Source organism: Pseudomonas sp. S9 (assembly GCF_000222125.1).
Taxonomy (GTDB): Bacteria; Pseudomonadota; Gammaproteobacteria; order Pseudomonadales; family Pseudomonadaceae; genus Aquipseudomonas; species Aquipseudomonas segetis.
Genome location: NZ_AFFX01000014.1, coordinates 1 through 14,207, shown reverse-complemented (window position 1 = coordinate 14,207; position 14,207 = coordinate 1). Strand labels below are relative to the sequence as shown.

General features: G+C 56.6%; 16 protein-coding genes. 9 read left to right on the top strand and 7 right to left on the bottom strand.

What is annotated here, in order from left to right; translation table 11 throughout:
- Positions 1-221: 221 nt before the first annotated feature.
- Genes cyoA through cyoE form a run of 5 tightly spaced genes read left to right on the top strand, consistent with a single transcriptional unit; the run spans position 222 to position 5,051 of the window.
- On the top strand, positions 222-1,157 hold the full coding sequence (gene cyoA / locus PSES9_RS0121485; protein ID WP_010490456.1) for a ubiquinol oxidase subunit II: 936 nt from the start codon (positions 222-224) through the stop codon (positions 1,155-1,157).
- 6 nt (positions 1,158-1,163) lie between these two features.
- Positions 1,164-3,182: a cytochrome o ubiquinol oxidase subunit I gene (cyoB, locus tag PSES9_RS0121480; RefSeq protein ID WP_010490454.1), complete on the top strand. Its 2,019-nt coding sequence runs from the start codon at positions 1,164-1,166 to the stop codon at positions 3,180-3,182.
- 5 nt (positions 3,183-3,187) lie between these two features.
- Complete coding sequence (cyoC, locus tag PSES9_RS0121475) at positions 3,188-3,826, top strand: cytochrome o ubiquinol oxidase subunit III (RefSeq protein ID WP_010490453.1); 639 nt, start codon at positions 3,188-3,190, stop codon at positions 3,824-3,826.
- Positions 3,823-4,161, top strand: coding sequence for a cytochrome o ubiquinol oxidase subunit IV (locus PSES9_RS0121470; RefSeq protein ID WP_010490451.1), 339 nt, complete (start codon positions 3,823-3,825; stop codon positions 4,159-4,161). Before cyoC ends, PSES9_RS0121470 begins: the two co-directional genes overlap by 4 nt.
- 2 nt (positions 4,162-4,163) lie before the next feature.
- Positions 4,164-5,051 carry a heme o synthase gene (cyoE, locus tag PSES9_RS0121465; protein WP_010490449.1) on the top strand — a complete coding sequence of 296 codons (888 nt, stop codon included), beginning with the start codon at positions 4,164-4,166 and terminating at the stop codon, positions 5,049-5,051.
- A 94-nt stretch (positions 5,052-5,145) separates the two neighbouring features.
- Here cyoE and fpr read toward each other — a convergent pair whose 3' ends face one another.
- On the bottom strand, positions 5,146-5,925 hold the full coding sequence (fpr, locus tag PSES9_RS0121460; RefSeq protein ID WP_010490447.1) for a ferredoxin-NADP reductase: 780 nt from the start codon (positions 5,923-5,925) through the stop codon (positions 5,146-5,148).
- A gap of 115 nt (positions 5,926-6,040) precedes the next feature.
- Between fpr and PSES9_RS0121455 the strand changes: the two genes are divergently transcribed.
- Complete coding sequence (locus tag PSES9_RS0121455) at positions 6,041-6,967, top strand: LysR family transcriptional regulator (protein WP_010490445.1); 927 nt, start codon at positions 6,041-6,043, stop codon at positions 6,965-6,967.
- A 42-nt stretch (positions 6,968-7,009) separates the two neighbouring features.
- Here PSES9_RS0121455 and PSES9_RS0121450 read toward each other — a convergent pair whose 3' ends face one another.
- Both PSES9_RS0121450 and erdR read right to left on the bottom strand, forming a co-directional pair.
- A complete protein-coding gene (locus PSES9_RS0121450; RefSeq protein ID WP_010490444.1) occupies positions 7,010-7,375 on the bottom strand; it encodes a diacylglycerol kinase in 366 nt (121 codons plus the stop codon).
- 116 nt (positions 7,376-7,491) lie between these two features.
- A complete protein-coding gene (gene erdR, locus PSES9_RS0121445; RefSeq protein ID WP_010490442.1) occupies positions 7,492-8,151 on the bottom strand; it encodes a response regulator transcription factor ErdR in 660 nt (219 codons plus the stop codon).
- Positions 8,152-8,339: 188 nt separating this feature from the next.
- Here erdR and PSES9_RS0121440 point away from each other — a divergent pair, with 188 nt between their 5' ends.
- A complete protein-coding gene (locus tag PSES9_RS0121440) occupies positions 8,340-9,242 on the top strand; it encodes a DMT family transporter (protein ID WP_010490440.1) in 903 nt (300 codons plus the stop codon).
- A 47-nt stretch (positions 9,243-9,289) separates the two neighbouring features.
- On the opposite strand, the gene PSES9_RS0121435 is transcribed toward PSES9_RS0121440, so the two are convergent.
- Complete coding sequence (locus tag PSES9_RS0121435) at positions 9,290-10,003, bottom strand: tRNA-uridine aminocarboxypropyltransferase (RefSeq protein ID WP_010490438.1); 714 nt, start codon at positions 10,001-10,003, stop codon at positions 9,290-9,292.
- 242 nt (positions 10,004-10,245) lie between these two features.
- On the opposite strand from PSES9_RS0121435, the gene PSES9_RS0121430 reads away from it, so the two are divergent.
- Both PSES9_RS0121430 and PSES9_RS0121420 read left to right on the top strand, forming a co-directional pair.
- The gene (locus tag PSES9_RS0121430) at positions 10,246-10,644 is read left to right on the top strand and encodes a quorum-sensing-regulated virulence factor family protein (RefSeq protein WP_010490436.1); all 399 of its coding nucleotides are present in this window, start codon (positions 10,246-10,248) and stop codon (positions 10,642-10,644) included.
- Between the two features lie 253 nt (positions 10,645-10,897).
- Complete coding sequence (locus PSES9_RS0121420) at positions 10,898-11,974, top strand: LOG family protein (protein ID WP_010490434.1); 1,077 nt, start codon at positions 10,898-10,900, stop codon at positions 11,972-11,974.
- A gap of 7 nt (positions 11,975-11,981) precedes the next feature.
- Here the strand turns inward: PSES9_RS0121420 and recX are convergent, their stop codons facing one another.
- The 3 genes from recX to PSES9_RS0121405 all read right to left on the bottom strand — a co-directional run bounded on the left by recX (position 11,982) and on the right by PSES9_RS0121405 (position 14,085).
- Positions 11,982-12,437 carry a recombination regulator RecX gene (gene recX, locus PSES9_RS0121415; RefSeq protein WP_036988393.1) on the bottom strand — a complete coding sequence of 152 codons (456 nt, stop codon included), beginning with the start codon at positions 12,435-12,437 and terminating at the stop codon, positions 11,982-11,984.
- 5 nt (positions 12,438-12,442) lie between these two features.
- The gene (gene recA / locus PSES9_RS0121410; protein ID WP_010490430.1) at positions 12,443-13,486 is read right to left on the bottom strand and encodes a recombinase RecA; all 1,044 of its coding nucleotides are present in this window, start codon (positions 13,484-13,486) and stop codon (positions 12,443-12,445) included.
- An 86-nt stretch (positions 13,487-13,572) separates the two neighbouring features.
- Positions 13,573-14,085, bottom strand: coding sequence for a CinA family protein (locus PSES9_RS0121405; protein ID WP_010490429.1), 513 nt, complete (start codon positions 14,083-14,085; stop codon positions 13,573-13,575).
- Between the last annotated feature and the right edge of the window lie 122 nt (positions 14,086-14,207).

Below are 14,207 nucleotides of genomic sequence, written 5' to 3'. Positions count from 1 at the left end.
AGGGGGTCATGGCAAACGCTGACTAACAATATTCCAAACAGCGCACAACTCAGTTTCGCCACGCGAGAACTAGACGGGAGAGGCTTGCCCGAATTCTGGTGGCGGCTGGCTTTGCGCAAAAAAGCGTCCCGCAGCTAACGCTGTCAGGACGGTGTCGGCTACGTCACCTCGGTAAGAGAAGACCGGGGCGACGGGGTCAATTTATCCATTAAGGCCGCAAGATGAAAACTGAGCTGTACCTTGGATACCTGAAACGACTTTCGTGGCTCCCGCTGCTGATGCTCGGCGGATGCAACATGACCTTGCTTGACCCCAAAGGTCAGGTGGGCATGGATGAAAAGTCGCTGATTATCACTTCCACCCTGTTGATGCTGATCGTGGTGATCCCGGTCATAGTGATGACCCTGGCATTTGCCTGGAAATACCGCGCATCCAACACCAAGGCAACCTATAAGCCGAACTGGTCCCACTCAACCCCCATCGAACTGGTGGTGTGGTTGGTGCCCTGCGCGATCATCGCGGTACTCGGCACCCTGACCTGGACCTCCACCCACGAGCTAGACCCTTATCGTCCACTGGACTCCGAGGTCAAGCCAATCGTGATTCAGGCAGTGTCGCTGGATTGGAAATGGCTGTTCATCTACCCCGAGCAAGGCATTGCCACGATCAATGAGATTGCCTTCCCCACCGACACCCCGGTGAATTTCCAGATCACCTCGCAGAACGCAATGAATTCCTTCTTCATTCCGCAACTGGGTAGCCAGATCTACTCCATGGCCGGTATGCAGACCAAGCTGCACCTGATTGCCAACCAACCAGGCAACTTTGATGGCTTGTCCTCGAATTTCAGCGGCGACGGCTTCTCCGGCATGAAATTCCAGGCTATCGCCACTTCGGAAAAGGGTTTCGCTGACTGGGTCGCCAAGGTCAAGGCCGCGCCGAAAACGCTGGACCAGAGCAACTACCCGGAGCTGGTCAAGCCCAGCGAAAACGATCCGGCGCAGTACTTCTCCTCGGTCAGCCCGACGCTCTACAACTCAATTCTCATGCAGTACATGCACGGCCCCTCAACGCCGCAGCTTGGCGCTGGGAGCAAAGATGAGATGCAGGATATGAAAAACATGCACATGCCCATGAACGCGAGTATCGAGGAGTAACCACTGATGTTCGGTTTGTTAACGCTCAAAGCAGTGCCCCTGGACGTCCCTATTGTTATGGGCACCCTGGCTGTCGTTGCCCTGCTTGGCCTGGCCGTAGTGGCTGCGCTGACCTATTACCGCAAGTGGTCCTATTTGTGGACCGAGTGGCTGACTTCAGTCGACCACAAGAAAATTGGCGTGATGTATATTTTCGTCGCCATGATCATGCTGCTGCGCGGCTTCGCTGACGCCATCATGATGCGCGGTCAACTGGCCATGGCCGAGGGCGCCAACCACGGCTTCCTGCCGCCCGAGCACTATGACCAGATCTTCACCGCCCATGGCGTGATCATGATCATCTTCATGGCCATGCCCTTTATGGTCGGCCTGATGAACATCGCCGTGCCGCTGCAGATCGGCGCTCGCGACGTGGCCTTCCCCTTCCTCAACTCCTTGAGCTTCTGGTTGTTCGTGGCCGGCGCGATTCTGGTCAACCTGTCCCTGGGTGTCGGCGAGTTCGCGCGCACCGGCTGGGTTGCTTATCCACCGCTGTCGGAGCTGGGCTACAGCCCCGGGGTCGGGGTCGACTATTACATCTGGGCCTTGCAGCTATCCGGTTTGGGAACCTTGCTGACCGGGGTCAACTTCCTGGTCACCGTACTGAAGATGCGTACCCCAGGCATGAAGCTGATGCAAATGCCGATCTTCACCTGGACCTGCACATTCACCAATATCCTGATTGTCGCGTCGTTCCCCATCCTCACTGCCACCTTGGCGTTGTTGAGTCTTGACCGTTACCTGGACATGCACTTCTTCACCAACGAGCTGGGCGGCAACGCCATGATGTACATCAACCTGTTCTGGGCCTGGGGCCATCCGGAGGTGTACATCCTGATCCTGCCGGCATTCGGCATATTCTCCGAGGTCATCTCCACCTTCACCGGCAAACGGCTGTTCGGCTACACCTCGATGGTCTGGGCCACTGCGGCAATCACGGTGCTTGGCTTCGTGGTCTGGTTGCACCACTTCTTCACCATGGGCTCGGGTGCCAATGTCAACGCCTTCTTCGGTGTTGCCACCATGATCATCTCGATTCCAACCGGGGTGAAGCTGTTCAACTGGCTGTTCACCATTTTCCGTGGCCGCCTGCACTTCACCACACCCGTGCTCTGGACCCTGGGCTTTATGGTGACCTTCACCGTTGGCGGCATGACTGGCGTACTGTTGGCCGTACCGGGCGCCGACTATGTGTTGCACAACAGCCTGTTTCTGATCGCCCATTTCCACAACACCATCATCGGCGGTGCCGTGTTCGGCTACCTGGCTGGCTTCACGTTCTGGTTCCCCAAGGCCTTCGGCTTCAAGCTCGACGAGCGCCTGGGCAAGTGCGCCTTCTGGTGCTGGATCACTGGCTTCTTCGTAGCGTTCATGCCGCTGTATGTGCTGGGCTTCATGGGCATGACCCGACGCCTGAATCATTACGACAATCCACTGTGGCACCCCTACCTGATTGTCGCCTTCTTCGGCGCGGTGCTGATTTTCTGCGGCATTGCGTTCCAGATCGCCCAGATCCTCGTCAGCATCAAGAACCGCGATGCGCTGCGTGACCACACTGGCGATCCATGGGGTGGCCGCACCCTGGAATGGTCTACCTCCTCGCCACCACCGTTCTACAACTTTGCGCAACTACCTACCGTGCATGCTGTGGATGCCTTCCACGAAATGAAAGAAAACGACACCGCTTACCTGCGTCCCGCCAGCTACAGCCCCATCCATATGCCGAAGAACACGGCGGCCGGACTGGTTATCGGCCTGATCGGCGCCGTATTCGGCTTCGCCATGATCTGGCACATCTGGTGGATGGCTGGCCTGAGCTTTATCGGCATGGTCGCCACCTTCATCGTGCGCAGCTACAACCAGGATGTTGATTACTACGTGCAGCCGGATGAAATCGAACGCATCGAAAACCAGCGCTTCCCTCGCGAAGCTGGTCATTCCCACAACCGTGCGCAACACGCCCAACAACTCGCGCAAGAGGTGTAACCCGGATGTCTACGGCAATCCTTGATTCTCAACACGGCGTCAGCCAAGACCATGATCATGACCATGATCATGACCATGGTCATGACAGCGGTGACATGACGGTATTTGGCTTCTGGCTGTCCCTGTTGACCGACTGCATCCTGTTCGCCAGCGTGTTCGCCACTTATGCGGTACTGGTTAACCACACCGCTGGCGGTCCCAGCGGCAAGGACATCTTCGAACTGCCTTATGTACTGGTCGAAACCGCCTTGCTGCTGGTCAGCAGTTGCACCTACGGCATGGCCATGCTGGCTGCCCACAAAGCAGACAAGGGCAAGACCATTGCCTGGCTGTTCCTGACCTTCCTCTGTGGCCTTGGCTTTATTGGCATGGAGATCAACGAGTTCCATCACCTGATCATGGAAGGCTTCGGACCAAACCGCAGTGCATTCCTGTCCTCGTTCTTCACCCTGGTTGGCATGCACGGTCTGCACGTAACCGCGGGCCTGGTGTGGATGGTGGTCATGATGGCGCAGGTTTACAGCCGTGGCCTGACGCCGCAGAACACCACCCGATTGTCGTGCCTGAGCCTGTTCTGGCACTTCCTCGATATCGTCTGGATCTGCGTCTTCACCGTTGTCTACCTGATGGGAGTTGCCCAATGAGCCACGCACATGCACAGAGCCATGCCGGTGAAAGCCACGGCAGCGTGCGGTCCTACGCAATCGGCTTCATTCTCTCGGTAATTCTCACGGCGATTCCGTTCGCCATGGTCATGAGTGGGCATTTCTCGCGCAACGTCGCACTGACCTCGATGGTCGTGCTGGGGGTGGTCCAGATTCTGGTGCACCTGGTTTGCTTCCTGCACATGAACACATCCTCGGAAGGCCGCTGGAACCTGCTGGCCTTTCTGTTCACTGTGCTGATCATCGTGATGCTGGTTGGGCTGGCGATCTGGATCATGGTCAATGCCGACCAACTGATGATGCCCTGGATGTGACCATGAAGTTCAAACGCTATCTCCTGATCACCAAGCCCGGGATTATCTTCGGCAATCTGATTGCCGTTGCGGGCGGCTATTTTCTGGCGGCGCAAGGTCACATCGACCTGATGTTGTTGCTGTCCACCGTGATCGGCCTGTCGCTGGTGGTGGCCAGCGGATGCGTACTGAACAACTGCATTGATCGCGACATCGACCAGCACATGGAACGCACCCGCGACCGCGTGCTGGTCACCGGCAAGATCTCGCTCAAGGCAGCGCTGGCCCACGGGCTGTTACTCGGCATCGCCGGGTTCAGCCTGCTGTGGTTCGAAACTACCGGATTGGCGACGGTCTTGGCGGCTGTCGGCTATGTGGTCTATGTGGGTTTCTACAGCCTGTGGCTCAAGCGCCGCTCGGAGTACGGCACCCTGGTCGGCAGTTTGTCCGGGGCCATGCCGCCGGTAGTGGGCTACTGTGCGGTCACCGGTCAATTCGATACCGGTGCGGCTGTGTTGCTGCTGATCTTCTGCCTGTGGCAGATGCCGCATTCCTATGCCATCGCGATATTCCGCCTGAACGATTACAAGGCAGCAGGCATCCCGGTGTTGCCAGTCAAGCGCGGGATCAACGCCACTAAACTGCAGATCGTGCTGTATATCCTGGCATTCAGTGGCGCCTCGCTCCTGCTCAACCTGACTGGCTTTGCAGGCTACGGGTATCTGCTGATCGCCCTGCTGGTCAGTGCCTGGTGGCTGGTAATCGCCCTTTCCGGCTATCGCGCCGTGGATGATCGTCTGTGGGCACGCAAGTTGTTCGCCTTCTCCATCGTAGCCATCAGCGCCTTGAGCCTAATGATGTCGATCGACTTTCAAGTTGTGCCAGGCACCAGCCTTGTAGCCCTGCTGTAAGTATTAACATCCTCCCTTTGTCCCGCTCTAGCGGGACTTTTTTTCAGCAAAAAAAATCCCACCGCAAAGGGTGGGATTTTTCATGGCCAATAACCTACTTCTCGACGAATGCCCGCTCGATCAAGTAGTCGCCCGGCTCACCCATGCGTGCAGACACTTTCAGGCCGAAGCCGTCGAGCACTTCACTGGTTTCATCCAGCATGCTCGGGCTGCCGCAAATCATTGCGCGGTCGTCCTGTGCGTTGATTGGTGGTAGGCCAATATCGCGGAACAACTTACCGCTGCGCATCAAGTCAGTCAGGCGCCCCTGATTCTCGAACTCTTCGCGGGTCACGGTTGGGTAGTAGATCAGCTTCTCTTTCAGCGCCTCACCGAAGTATTCGTTCTTCGGCAAGTGCTCGGTGATGAACTCGCGGTACGCCACCTCGTTGACATAACGGACACCGTGAACCAGCACCACCTTCTCGTAGCGCTCGTAGGTTTCAGGGTCCTGGATTACGCTCATAAATGGCGCCAGGCCAGTACCGGTGCTCAATAGGTACAAATGCTTGCCTGGCAGCAGGTCATCAAGAATCAAGGTCCCGGTTGGCTTGCGGCTGACCATCAACTCATCACCCGGCTTGAGGTGTTGCAGTTGCGAAGTCAGAGGGCCGTCCTGCACCTTGATGCTGAAGAACTCCAGGTGCTCTTCGTAATTCGGGCTGGCGATGGAGTAAGCGCGCATCAGCGGGCGACCAGTGTCCTGCTGCAAACCAATCATTACAAACTGACCATTTTCAAAACGCAGCCCAGCGTTACGGGTGGTCTTGAAGCTGAACAGCGTGTCATTCCAATGGTGGACGCTGAGCACACGCTCGACGTTCAAGTTGCTCATGCAGGTATCCTCACTAAAGTACGCGACCCACTGTGGGTAATTGCGCTGCATTCTAGAGGGGCGCAGAATATCTGTTAAGTGAATTATTAAGATATAGGTTATCGGTTATATAGATATGCGATTTACTCTCAGACAACTTCAAGTATTTGTGGCCGTCGCCCAGCAAGAAAGCGTGTCTCGTGCGGCCGAATCCCTGGCGCTGTCGCAGTCGGCCACCAGCACCTCGGTGACCGAGCTCGAGCGGCAAACCGATTGCCAGCTATTTGATCGCGCGGGCAAGCGCCTGACCCTAAATGCACTGGGCCATCAATTGTTACCCCAGGCGGTTGCCCTGATCGACCAAACCAAAGAGATTGAACGCCTGCTGGCTGGCAAAAGCGGCTTTGGCACCCTGAATGTGGGGGCCACCCTCACGGTTGGCAATTACCTGGCGACATTATTGATCGGCAACTTCATGCAGTTGCATCCCGAATGCCGGGTCAAGCTCCAGGTTCACAACACCGCACATGTGGTGCAGCAAGTGGCTCATTACGAGATGGACCTGGGCTTGATCGAGGGCGATTGCCAGCATCCGGACATTGAAGTGCAACCCTGGGTGGAGGATGAACTGGTGGTCTTTTGTGCACCGCAACATCCACTGGCCCGATACAAAGTTGCCAGCGTTGAGGCACTTAACCAGGAAGCCTGGATTCTTCGTGAACAAGGTTCCGGCACGCGCCTGACCTTCGACCAAGCCATGCGCCATCACCCCAACCCGCTGAACATACGCCTGGAGCTTGAACACACCGAAGCCATTAAACGAGCGGTTGAGTCTGGCCTGGGCATTGGCTGCATCTCGCGCCTGGCTTTGCGCGATGCCTTTCGCCGCGGCAGCCTGGTCCCCATTGAAACCCCGGATCTCGACCTGCGGCGACAGTTCTACTTCATCTGGCACCAACAAAAGTATCAAACGGCGGCAATGCGTGCTTTTCTCGAGCTGTGCCAGACTCTGACGGCTGGTGTAAGGCGCAGTGATGAAATCGTACTGCCAACCATTGCCTGAGCCTCGCCATCTACCGATACCCGGCGCAGGCCTGCGCACCAGCTAGCCGAAAAGGATCACCAGCCAGACACTCGCAATCAGGCAAAGCGAAACAAACTGAGCGGCACTGCCCATGTCCTTGGCGTTCTTTGACAGCGGATGCAAATCCAGGGAAATACGATCAATCGCCGCTTCAACCGCAGAGTTGAGTAACTCGACAATCAGCGCCAGCAGGCACACCGCGATCATGACGGCGCGCTCGCCCTTGCTCACATCAAACACAAATGCCAGTGGAATCAACACCACATTGAGCAGCACCAATTGGCGAAATGCAGCTTCGCCCCTATAGGCGGCGCGCAAGCCATCGAACGAATACCCCGTGGCATTGAGGATGCGCTTGAGGCCTGTCTGGCCCTTGAATGGAGACATAATCTAACAACCACTAACGGAAAAGGTCGGCAGGCTACGCTAATACGCTGCTTGAGACCTGACTTTTTTACACCAGGCGCAGGTCTTCAGCCATGCCACTGAAGGCAACAATCACCTCAAACCGTCGTCGCGCTTGGAATACTCTCAAGTTGTTGCAGCAATAGCGCCGCTTGCGTGCGCGTACGCACACCCAGCTTGCGAAATATCGCGGTGACATGTGCCTTCACCGTTGCCTCTGAAACACCCAGTTCATAGGCGATCTGTTTGTTAAGCAGCCCTTCGCAAACCATGGTCAAGACCCGAAACTGCTGCGGCGTCAAACTGGCAAGCCCGGCACTTGCGGCCTTGGCTTCAGCCGATACAGCTTGCACATCAGCGCTGATTTCTGGCCACCAGGTATCACCCTCCAGAACCTGACGAACGGCTTGCTGGATGGTTTCCAACGAACTCGACTTGGGAATGAAGCCACTGGCCCCGAATTCCTTCGAGCGCAACACAATCGCAGACTCTTCCTGTGCGGAAATCATCACCACCGGTATCTGTGGATATTGCCCACGCAGCAATACCAGCCCGGAAAAGCCATAGGCCCCAGGCATATTCAGATCGAGCAAAACCAGGTCCCAATCCGGTTTCTCAGCCAAACGGCTTTCCAGCTCAGCAATGCTTGCTGCCTCTACCAGCCGCACACCCGGCCCTAAACCCTGGGTCAACGCTTGCTGCAATGCACTGCGAAACAATGGATGGTCATCAGCGATCAGGATTTCGTAAACAGCCATGGCAGATCCCGTTATTGTTATGAGGGCGACATAAGAGCGCTTGTTAACTCAACACTTTAGCAACCCATACACTAGGCGCGAGCCTCAAATGCGCCTGAGGCGGCGCCCAGCATGCCCAGCGAAACCGGGGTGGTCAAGCGCAATACTTTCCGGCAAAGTCTGCGGCCTTCTAATCCGTGAGTCTTTTTATGCGAAGCCAAGCCCTGCGCGCCGATCTTTTGATGCTAGTCACAGCCATGATCTGGGGCTCCGCATTTGTTGCACAACGTTTAGGCATGGACTCGATCGGGCCCTTTCTCTACAGCGGCCTGCGCTTTTCCCTGGCAGCAGTCGTGCTGCTGGCCATACTCCCGCTCCTCAGCCGCAACAAAGCCGAAAGCAAGCCAGCAGTGGATAAAAGCCTATTGTCCGGCGGCGCGATCATGGGATTGGCACTGGCGGTCGGGATCAATCTACAGCAAGTCGGCCTGCTGTTCACCAGCGTCACTAACTCGGGTTTCATCACCGGTCTTTACGTCATTATCGTGCCCATACTCGGCCTGTTCATTGGTCAACGCAGCGGCCTGGGTATCTGGCTAGGCGCCAGCCTGGCCGTTGTCGGCATGTTTCTGCTGAGTGTGGGCGAAGGTTTTACGGTCGCATCCGGAGACTGGCTACAACTGGCTGGTGCGTTCGTCTGGGGGCTGCATGTATTGCTGGTCGGTTTCTTTGCGACCCGCCATGACCCGCTGCGCCTGGCAATCATTCAATTTATCACCTGTGCGGCAATCAGCATGATCCTGGCGCTGATATTCGAACCATTTGCACTGGACGCCATCATCGCGGCGGCCCCGGCGATCATCTACGGCGGCATATTCGGTGTCGCCATTGGCTTCACCCTGCAAGTGGTTGCACAGAAACATGCTATTGCCTCCCACGCGGCAATCATTCTTTCACTGGAAGCTGTGTTCGCTGCGATTGCAGGTGCCATCCTGCTCAACGAAACGCTCCATCTACGTGGCTACATCGGTTGCACACTGATGTTTGCCGGCATGCTCCTGGCGCAACTCTGGCCCCAAAAACCGAAGCCAGGCACTGCGAACGAAGGTTAAGGGCAAACGAAGACCAGCCGTCAAACAATCGATTGACGGCTGCAATGCTATTCCAGAAACGGCTGCAACCTGCGGTGCACTGGGTCGGCCAGGTCAACAGCGCGCGGCGCCTTGGCCGCCAGGTAATGTTGGCTGAACACGTCGAAATAGGCATTCAGGCCGTCGGCGGCGCGCTGGTCACCAGCCAGTTCAAGACACAAGGCCGCGACTTCGGCAGTACAGAGTTGTTCGTTACGGGTAGAACGGCGCAGGTGATAACGCGACAGGCGTTCCGGTGACAGGCTCAGCACCGGCAGGTTATCCAGATAAGGGCTCTTGCGGAACATTTTGCGCGCCTCGGTCCAGGTCGCATCAAGCAGCACGAACAACGGCCGCTTGCCTGGCGCTACATCAACCTGGCTGACGACCCGCTCAGGTGCAACGTACTCCCGGGGGAAGACAAGATATGGCTGCCACTGTGGATCATTGAGCAACGCAGGCAGGGCCGGATCAACTTCGGTTCGTAGCCAACCGAAGGCACTGGTTTGAGCAACTACGTCCGCGATAAGCCAGCCAGTATTACTCGGCTTAAGCACTTCCACGTCATGCATGATCAGGCACATGGCCGATTGCGTATCTATGCGTGGGCGCCAGGCGCACAAACAATGGCTCTGGGCAATTCTGCATTGATCACAGCGCACGGCCTTGCAGCCCCTTGCCAGAAAGGGTTTTTCACTGCGCGCCAGACGCTTGTCTCGCAAACGCGCGACTGCATGGCTCATGGGCGCGGACCACGGTAAGAAAAGCTTGGCATATTCAGTCCTGGATTAATCGGCGCGCAGTCTAGCAAAGCCCGGCAAATCTGGCTTGCTTGAACGATTCAAGTCATCTTCAAACAAGGCTGGGCGAGTAATTTTTGTGCTTCCCTAAGGTACAACCCTGGCTTTGAGCGTTATCATAGCCACCAGCTGAACCTCTGCGGGTGCTTACCTGTCGAAGGATTGAAATGACTGTGGAGACTTGGATGTTACGCCTAACCGCTCTTACCCTGGCCCTGAGCCTACCCTTTGCCGCCCATGCTTCCTCGCTGAAAGAATACGAGCTGGCCAAGATGCTGCAAAGCGTCGCCCAGCAAAGTAGCGTTGGCACGCCCCGCGCCATCAACGCCGATATTCTCGACCAGGGCTACACGGTCGAAGGCCACACCCTGGTCAACCACCTCAGTGTGCAGCCACGGCATGCGGCGCAAATGCGCAACAACCTCGACGCTGTACGCGCCCAGCTGGGCAAAAGCGTATGCAACAATGGCGGTTTCCATAAGTTGCTCAGCGAAGGCGCCGAATTGCGCTATGAATTTACGGAATACAAGACCAACAGGCCTATTGTTCGCGAGACGTTCGACAAGGCCGATTGCGGCCTGTAAGCCCGCTCGATAATGCTGCGCAGTTGATACCGGGCTGCCCTTGCTGCGGCCCCGCAAGCATAAGCAAATACCCATGTGCTGCACCCATGCCCCTGATCGTTTTTTCATGGCTATCGACTTGCTGATGCTCGCCGCTTTTTCAGAGGCCCTTGATCGCGAAGACGACAGTTGATCAAGCACGCCTCGAGCGCAGCAGCACTGGATCGTTGCACAGCCTATTATTATTGGCATGGACGGGCCAAGGAGACACAGCATGCCTTACGACGCCGATGACTATCTAGCCCGGCACTTTCAAGCCAGTGGTATTGATCTTCGCAGTAAAGTTGATGAACTCACGTCGCTGATCGCCCCCGCCAACAGCCCCAACATCGAGCTGTACCGGGAGATGCTGATCACCGTTATTCGCATGGGCCAGGCAGACCGTAATCGCTGGGATGCCAAGATAATGCTGCAGACCCTACGTGAGATGGAGCATGCCTTTTGCGTGCTTGAACAGTTCAAACGTCGGCGCAAAGTCACGGTCTTCGGTTCGGCACGTACCCCGGTCGACCACCCGATTTACCAACTGGGCCGTGAGCTCGGGGCCCAACTTGCCCGCCACGACCTGATGGTCGTGACCGGCGCTGGCGGCGGCATCATGGCAGCGGCGCACGAAGGTGCGGGGCTCGACAATAGCCTGGGCTTCAATATCACCCTGCCCTTCGAGCAAAGCGCCAATGCCACTGTAAGCGGCTCGAGCCATCTTCTGTCCTTCCACTTTTTCTTTTTGCGCAAACTGTTCTTCGTCAAGGAAGCCGACGCGCTTGTACTTTGCCCCGGTGGTTTTGGCACATTGGATGAGGCCATCGAAGTGCTGACCCTGATACAAACCGGCAAAAGCCCGCTGGTACCAGTGGTGCTGCTTGATCAGCCAGGTGGCAGCTTCTGGTCAGAAGCCTTGCTGTTCATCGAGCGGCAACTCAAGGACAGCGGCTATATCCTTGCCAGCGACCTGAACTTGATGACCCTGGTCTACAGCGCCGATGATGCCGTTACGCAAATTACCCGGTTTTACAGCAACTACAATTCCAGCCGCTGGCTGAACAGGCAGTTCATCATTCGCCTCAATCACTCGCTCAATGCCCAAGCGCTGACAGCAATACGCAGCACATTTGCAGACATCTGCAAGGCCGATGATTTCCAACTACAGGACAAGGCGAAGGAAGGCCAGGATACACCCGAGCTGGCACATCTGCCGCGCTTGACCTTCAGTTTTAACGGACGCAACCACGGACGGCTGCGCGAGTTGCTTGATTTCATCAACCTGCGTGAAAACTGGCTAAGCGCGTGACCGACAACTAACCGCTGAGCTTGCCGCGCAACAGCTCGCTGATAAGCTCCATCGGATAGCCTCGATAGCTGAGGAAACGGTGCTGCTTGGCCCGCTCGCGCATATCCTGCGGCAACTTCCCGGCATACTTGCGCTGCCAGACATCAAGCAGTTGCTCAGCCCAGTCGATACCACTCTCGGCCAGCGCCTGCTCGACATCCGCGCGCAGCAAACCTCGCTGAGACAGTTCTTCACGTATGCGCACAGGCCCGCAGCCCGAACGGGCACGGTAGCGGATAAAACTTTCCAGGTAGCGCGCTTCAGATAATAGGCCCTCTTGCGCCAAGCGATCGAGGGCAGGATCAATCAAGTCATCGGTTGCGCCGCGCTGGCGCAACTTACGTACCAACTCCACACGCCCGTGCTCACGACGCGCCAGCAAATCCATTGCTGCGCGCCTCACGGCCGTGGGGTTGTCGAGCATGGTGCTTAAGCGTCAACTTCAGCATCAACTGGCGCTTCAGCACCGGCCTTGGCAGGTGTTACCGGGACCAGCAGCTTTTCACGAATCAAGCCTTCAATGGTGCGGGCAACTTCTGGATTGTCTTCAAGGTACTTGGCCGAGTTGGCTTTGCCCTGACCAATCTTGCTGCCCTGGTAGCTGTACCAAGCGCCAGATTTTTCCAGGAAGCCGTGCAGCACACCGAGATCGATGATTTCGCCATTACGGTAGATGCCCTTGCCGTAGAGAATCTGGAACTCGGCCTGGCGGAATGGTGGTGCGACTTTGTTTTTCACCACTTTCACGCGGGTTTCGCTGCCGACAACTTCGTCGCCCTCTTTGACCGCGCCAGTACGACGAATATCCAAACGTACAGAAGCATAGAACTTCAAAGCGTTACCACCCGTGGTGGTTTCAGGGCTGCCGAACATAACGCCGATCTTCATCCGGATCTGGTTGATGAAGATCACCAGGCAATTGGCGTTCTTGATGTTACCGGTGATTTTACGCAGCGCTTGCGACATCAAGCGGGCCTGCAAGCCAACATGCATGTCACCCATTTCGCCTTCGATTTCAGCTTTTGGCACCAGGGCCGCCACCGAGTCGACCACAATGACGTCGATGGCATTTGAGCGCACCAACATGTCCGTGATTTCCAGTGCCTGCTCGCCGGTGTCTGGCTGCGAGACCAGCAGATCGTCAACGTTTACCCCAAGCTTGCCTGCGTACTCGGGGTCAAGGGCATGCTCGGCGTCGACGAATGCGCAGGTAGCACCGAGCTTTTGCGCCTCAGCAATCACCGACAAGGTCAGTGTGGTTTTACCCGAGGATTCAGGACCGTAGATTTCAACGATACGGCCTTTTGGCAAACCGCCAATACCCAGCGCGATATCCAACCCCAAAGAACCGGTCGAGATGGCCGGGATAGCCTGGCGATCGTGATCGCCCATGCGCATGACCGCGCCTTTACCAAACTGCTTTTCAATCTGGCCAAGGGCAGCAGCCAGAGCGCGCTTCTTATTCTCGTCCATTGAAGTCCTCACGTGATCAAGAGGGCCTGACGGCCGCCAACAACTGTATAAGTAGCCAGTATTATTCCATAGCCTTGGCCGCCCGCCTACCCCAGAGTTGGATTTTCTTTTTCGAGCAGGCGTATCAGCCCCTCTAGGGCGGCTATAACCGTTTGTCGGCGGACACTTTGCCGATCACCGGCAAACTCTTTGCGCACGCTGTACAGCTGCTCGGAATCGCCCCAAGCCAACCAAACGGTGCCAACAGGCTTCTCTTTTGTGCCGCCATCAGGCCCGGCCACGCCACTGACGGCAACGGCATAGCGCGCACCACTTTGTTCTTGAGCACCACGCACCATGGCCTCGACCACTTCGCGACTTACAGCACCCAGCAGAACAAAAAGCTCAGGACCAACGCCCAGCTGTTTGGTTTTCTGTGTATTGGAATAAGTCACGTAGCCCGCTTCGAACCAGGCGGAGCTACCGGGTACGCGGGTAATGGCCTCGGCAATACCGCCGCCCGTGCAGGATTCAGCCGTACTGACCTGGGCATGCAAATCGGTCAGTTTGCGACCCAATTCAACTGCCAGGCGGGTTATCTCGGATTGATTTGCTTGCATCTTCACTCCGGGGTTAAGGCGGACTAGGTTGATACCGTACACTAGGCGCTTTTACGATTCAGCCGGACAGTTAAAACGATGAGCCAAAGCGATCTCAGCGCCCACACCCCGATGATGCAACA

Bases quoted from the DNA above. Each gene is read 5' to 3' on its own strand.
- recX (WP_036988393.1), bottom strand. From the start codon at position 12,437: ATGCTCGACAACCCCACGGCCGTGAGGCGCGCAGCAATGGATTTGCTG.
- cyoC (WP_010490453.1), top strand. From the start codon at position 3,188: ATGTCTACGGCAATCCTTGATTCTCAACACGGCGTCAGCCAAGACCAT.
- PSES9_RS0121450 (WP_010490444.1), bottom strand. From the start codon at position 7,375: ATGTCTCCATTCAAGGGCCAGACAGGCCTCAAGCGCATCCTCAATGCC.
- PSES9_RS0121420 (WP_010490434.1), top strand. From the start codon at position 10,898: ATGCCTTACGACGCCGATGACTATCTAGCCCGGCACTTTCAAGCCAGT.
- recA (WP_010490430.1), bottom strand. From the start codon at position 13,486: ATGGACGAGAATAAGAAGCGCGCTCTGGCTGCTGCCCTTGGCCAGATT.
- PSES9_RS0121470 (WP_010490451.1), top strand. From the start codon at position 3,823: ATGAGCCACGCACATGCACAGAGCCATGCCGGTGAAAGCCACGGCAGC.
- PSES9_RS0121435 (WP_010490438.1), bottom strand. From the start codon at position 10,003: ATGAGCCATGCAGTCGCGCGTTTGCGAGACAAGCGTCTGGCGCGCAGT.
- PSES9_RS0121405 (WP_010490429.1), bottom strand. From the start codon at position 14,085: ATGCAAGCAAATCAATCCGAGATAACCCGCCTGGCAGTTGAATTGGGT.
- PSES9_RS0121430 (WP_010490436.1), top strand. From the start codon at position 10,246: ATGTTACGCCTAACCGCTCTTACCCTGGCCCTGAGCCTACCCTTTGCC.
- PSES9_RS0121455 (WP_010490445.1), top strand. From the start codon at position 6,041: ATGCGATTTACTCTCAGACAACTTCAAGTATTTGTGGCCGTCGCCCAG.
- fpr (WP_010490447.1), bottom strand. From the start codon at position 5,925: ATGAGCAACTTGAACGTCGAGCGTGTGCTCAGCGTCCACCATTGGAAT.
- cyoB (WP_010490454.1), top strand. From the start codon at position 1,164: ATGTTCGGTTTGTTAACGCTCAAAGCAGTGCCCCTGGACGTCCCTATT.
- cyoA (WP_010490456.1), top strand. From the start codon at position 222: ATGAAAACTGAGCTGTACCTTGGATACCTGAAACGACTTTCGTGGCTC.
- cyoE (WP_010490449.1), top strand. From the start codon at position 4,164: ATGAAGTTCAAACGCTATCTCCTGATCACCAAGCCCGGGATTATCTTC.
- PSES9_RS0121440 (WP_010490440.1), top strand. From the start codon at position 8,340: ATGCGAAGCCAAGCCCTGCGCGCCGATCTTTTGATGCTAGTCACAGCC.
- erdR (WP_010490442.1), bottom strand. From the start codon at position 8,151: ATGGCTGTTTACGAAATCCTGATCGCTGATGACCATCCATTGTTTCGC.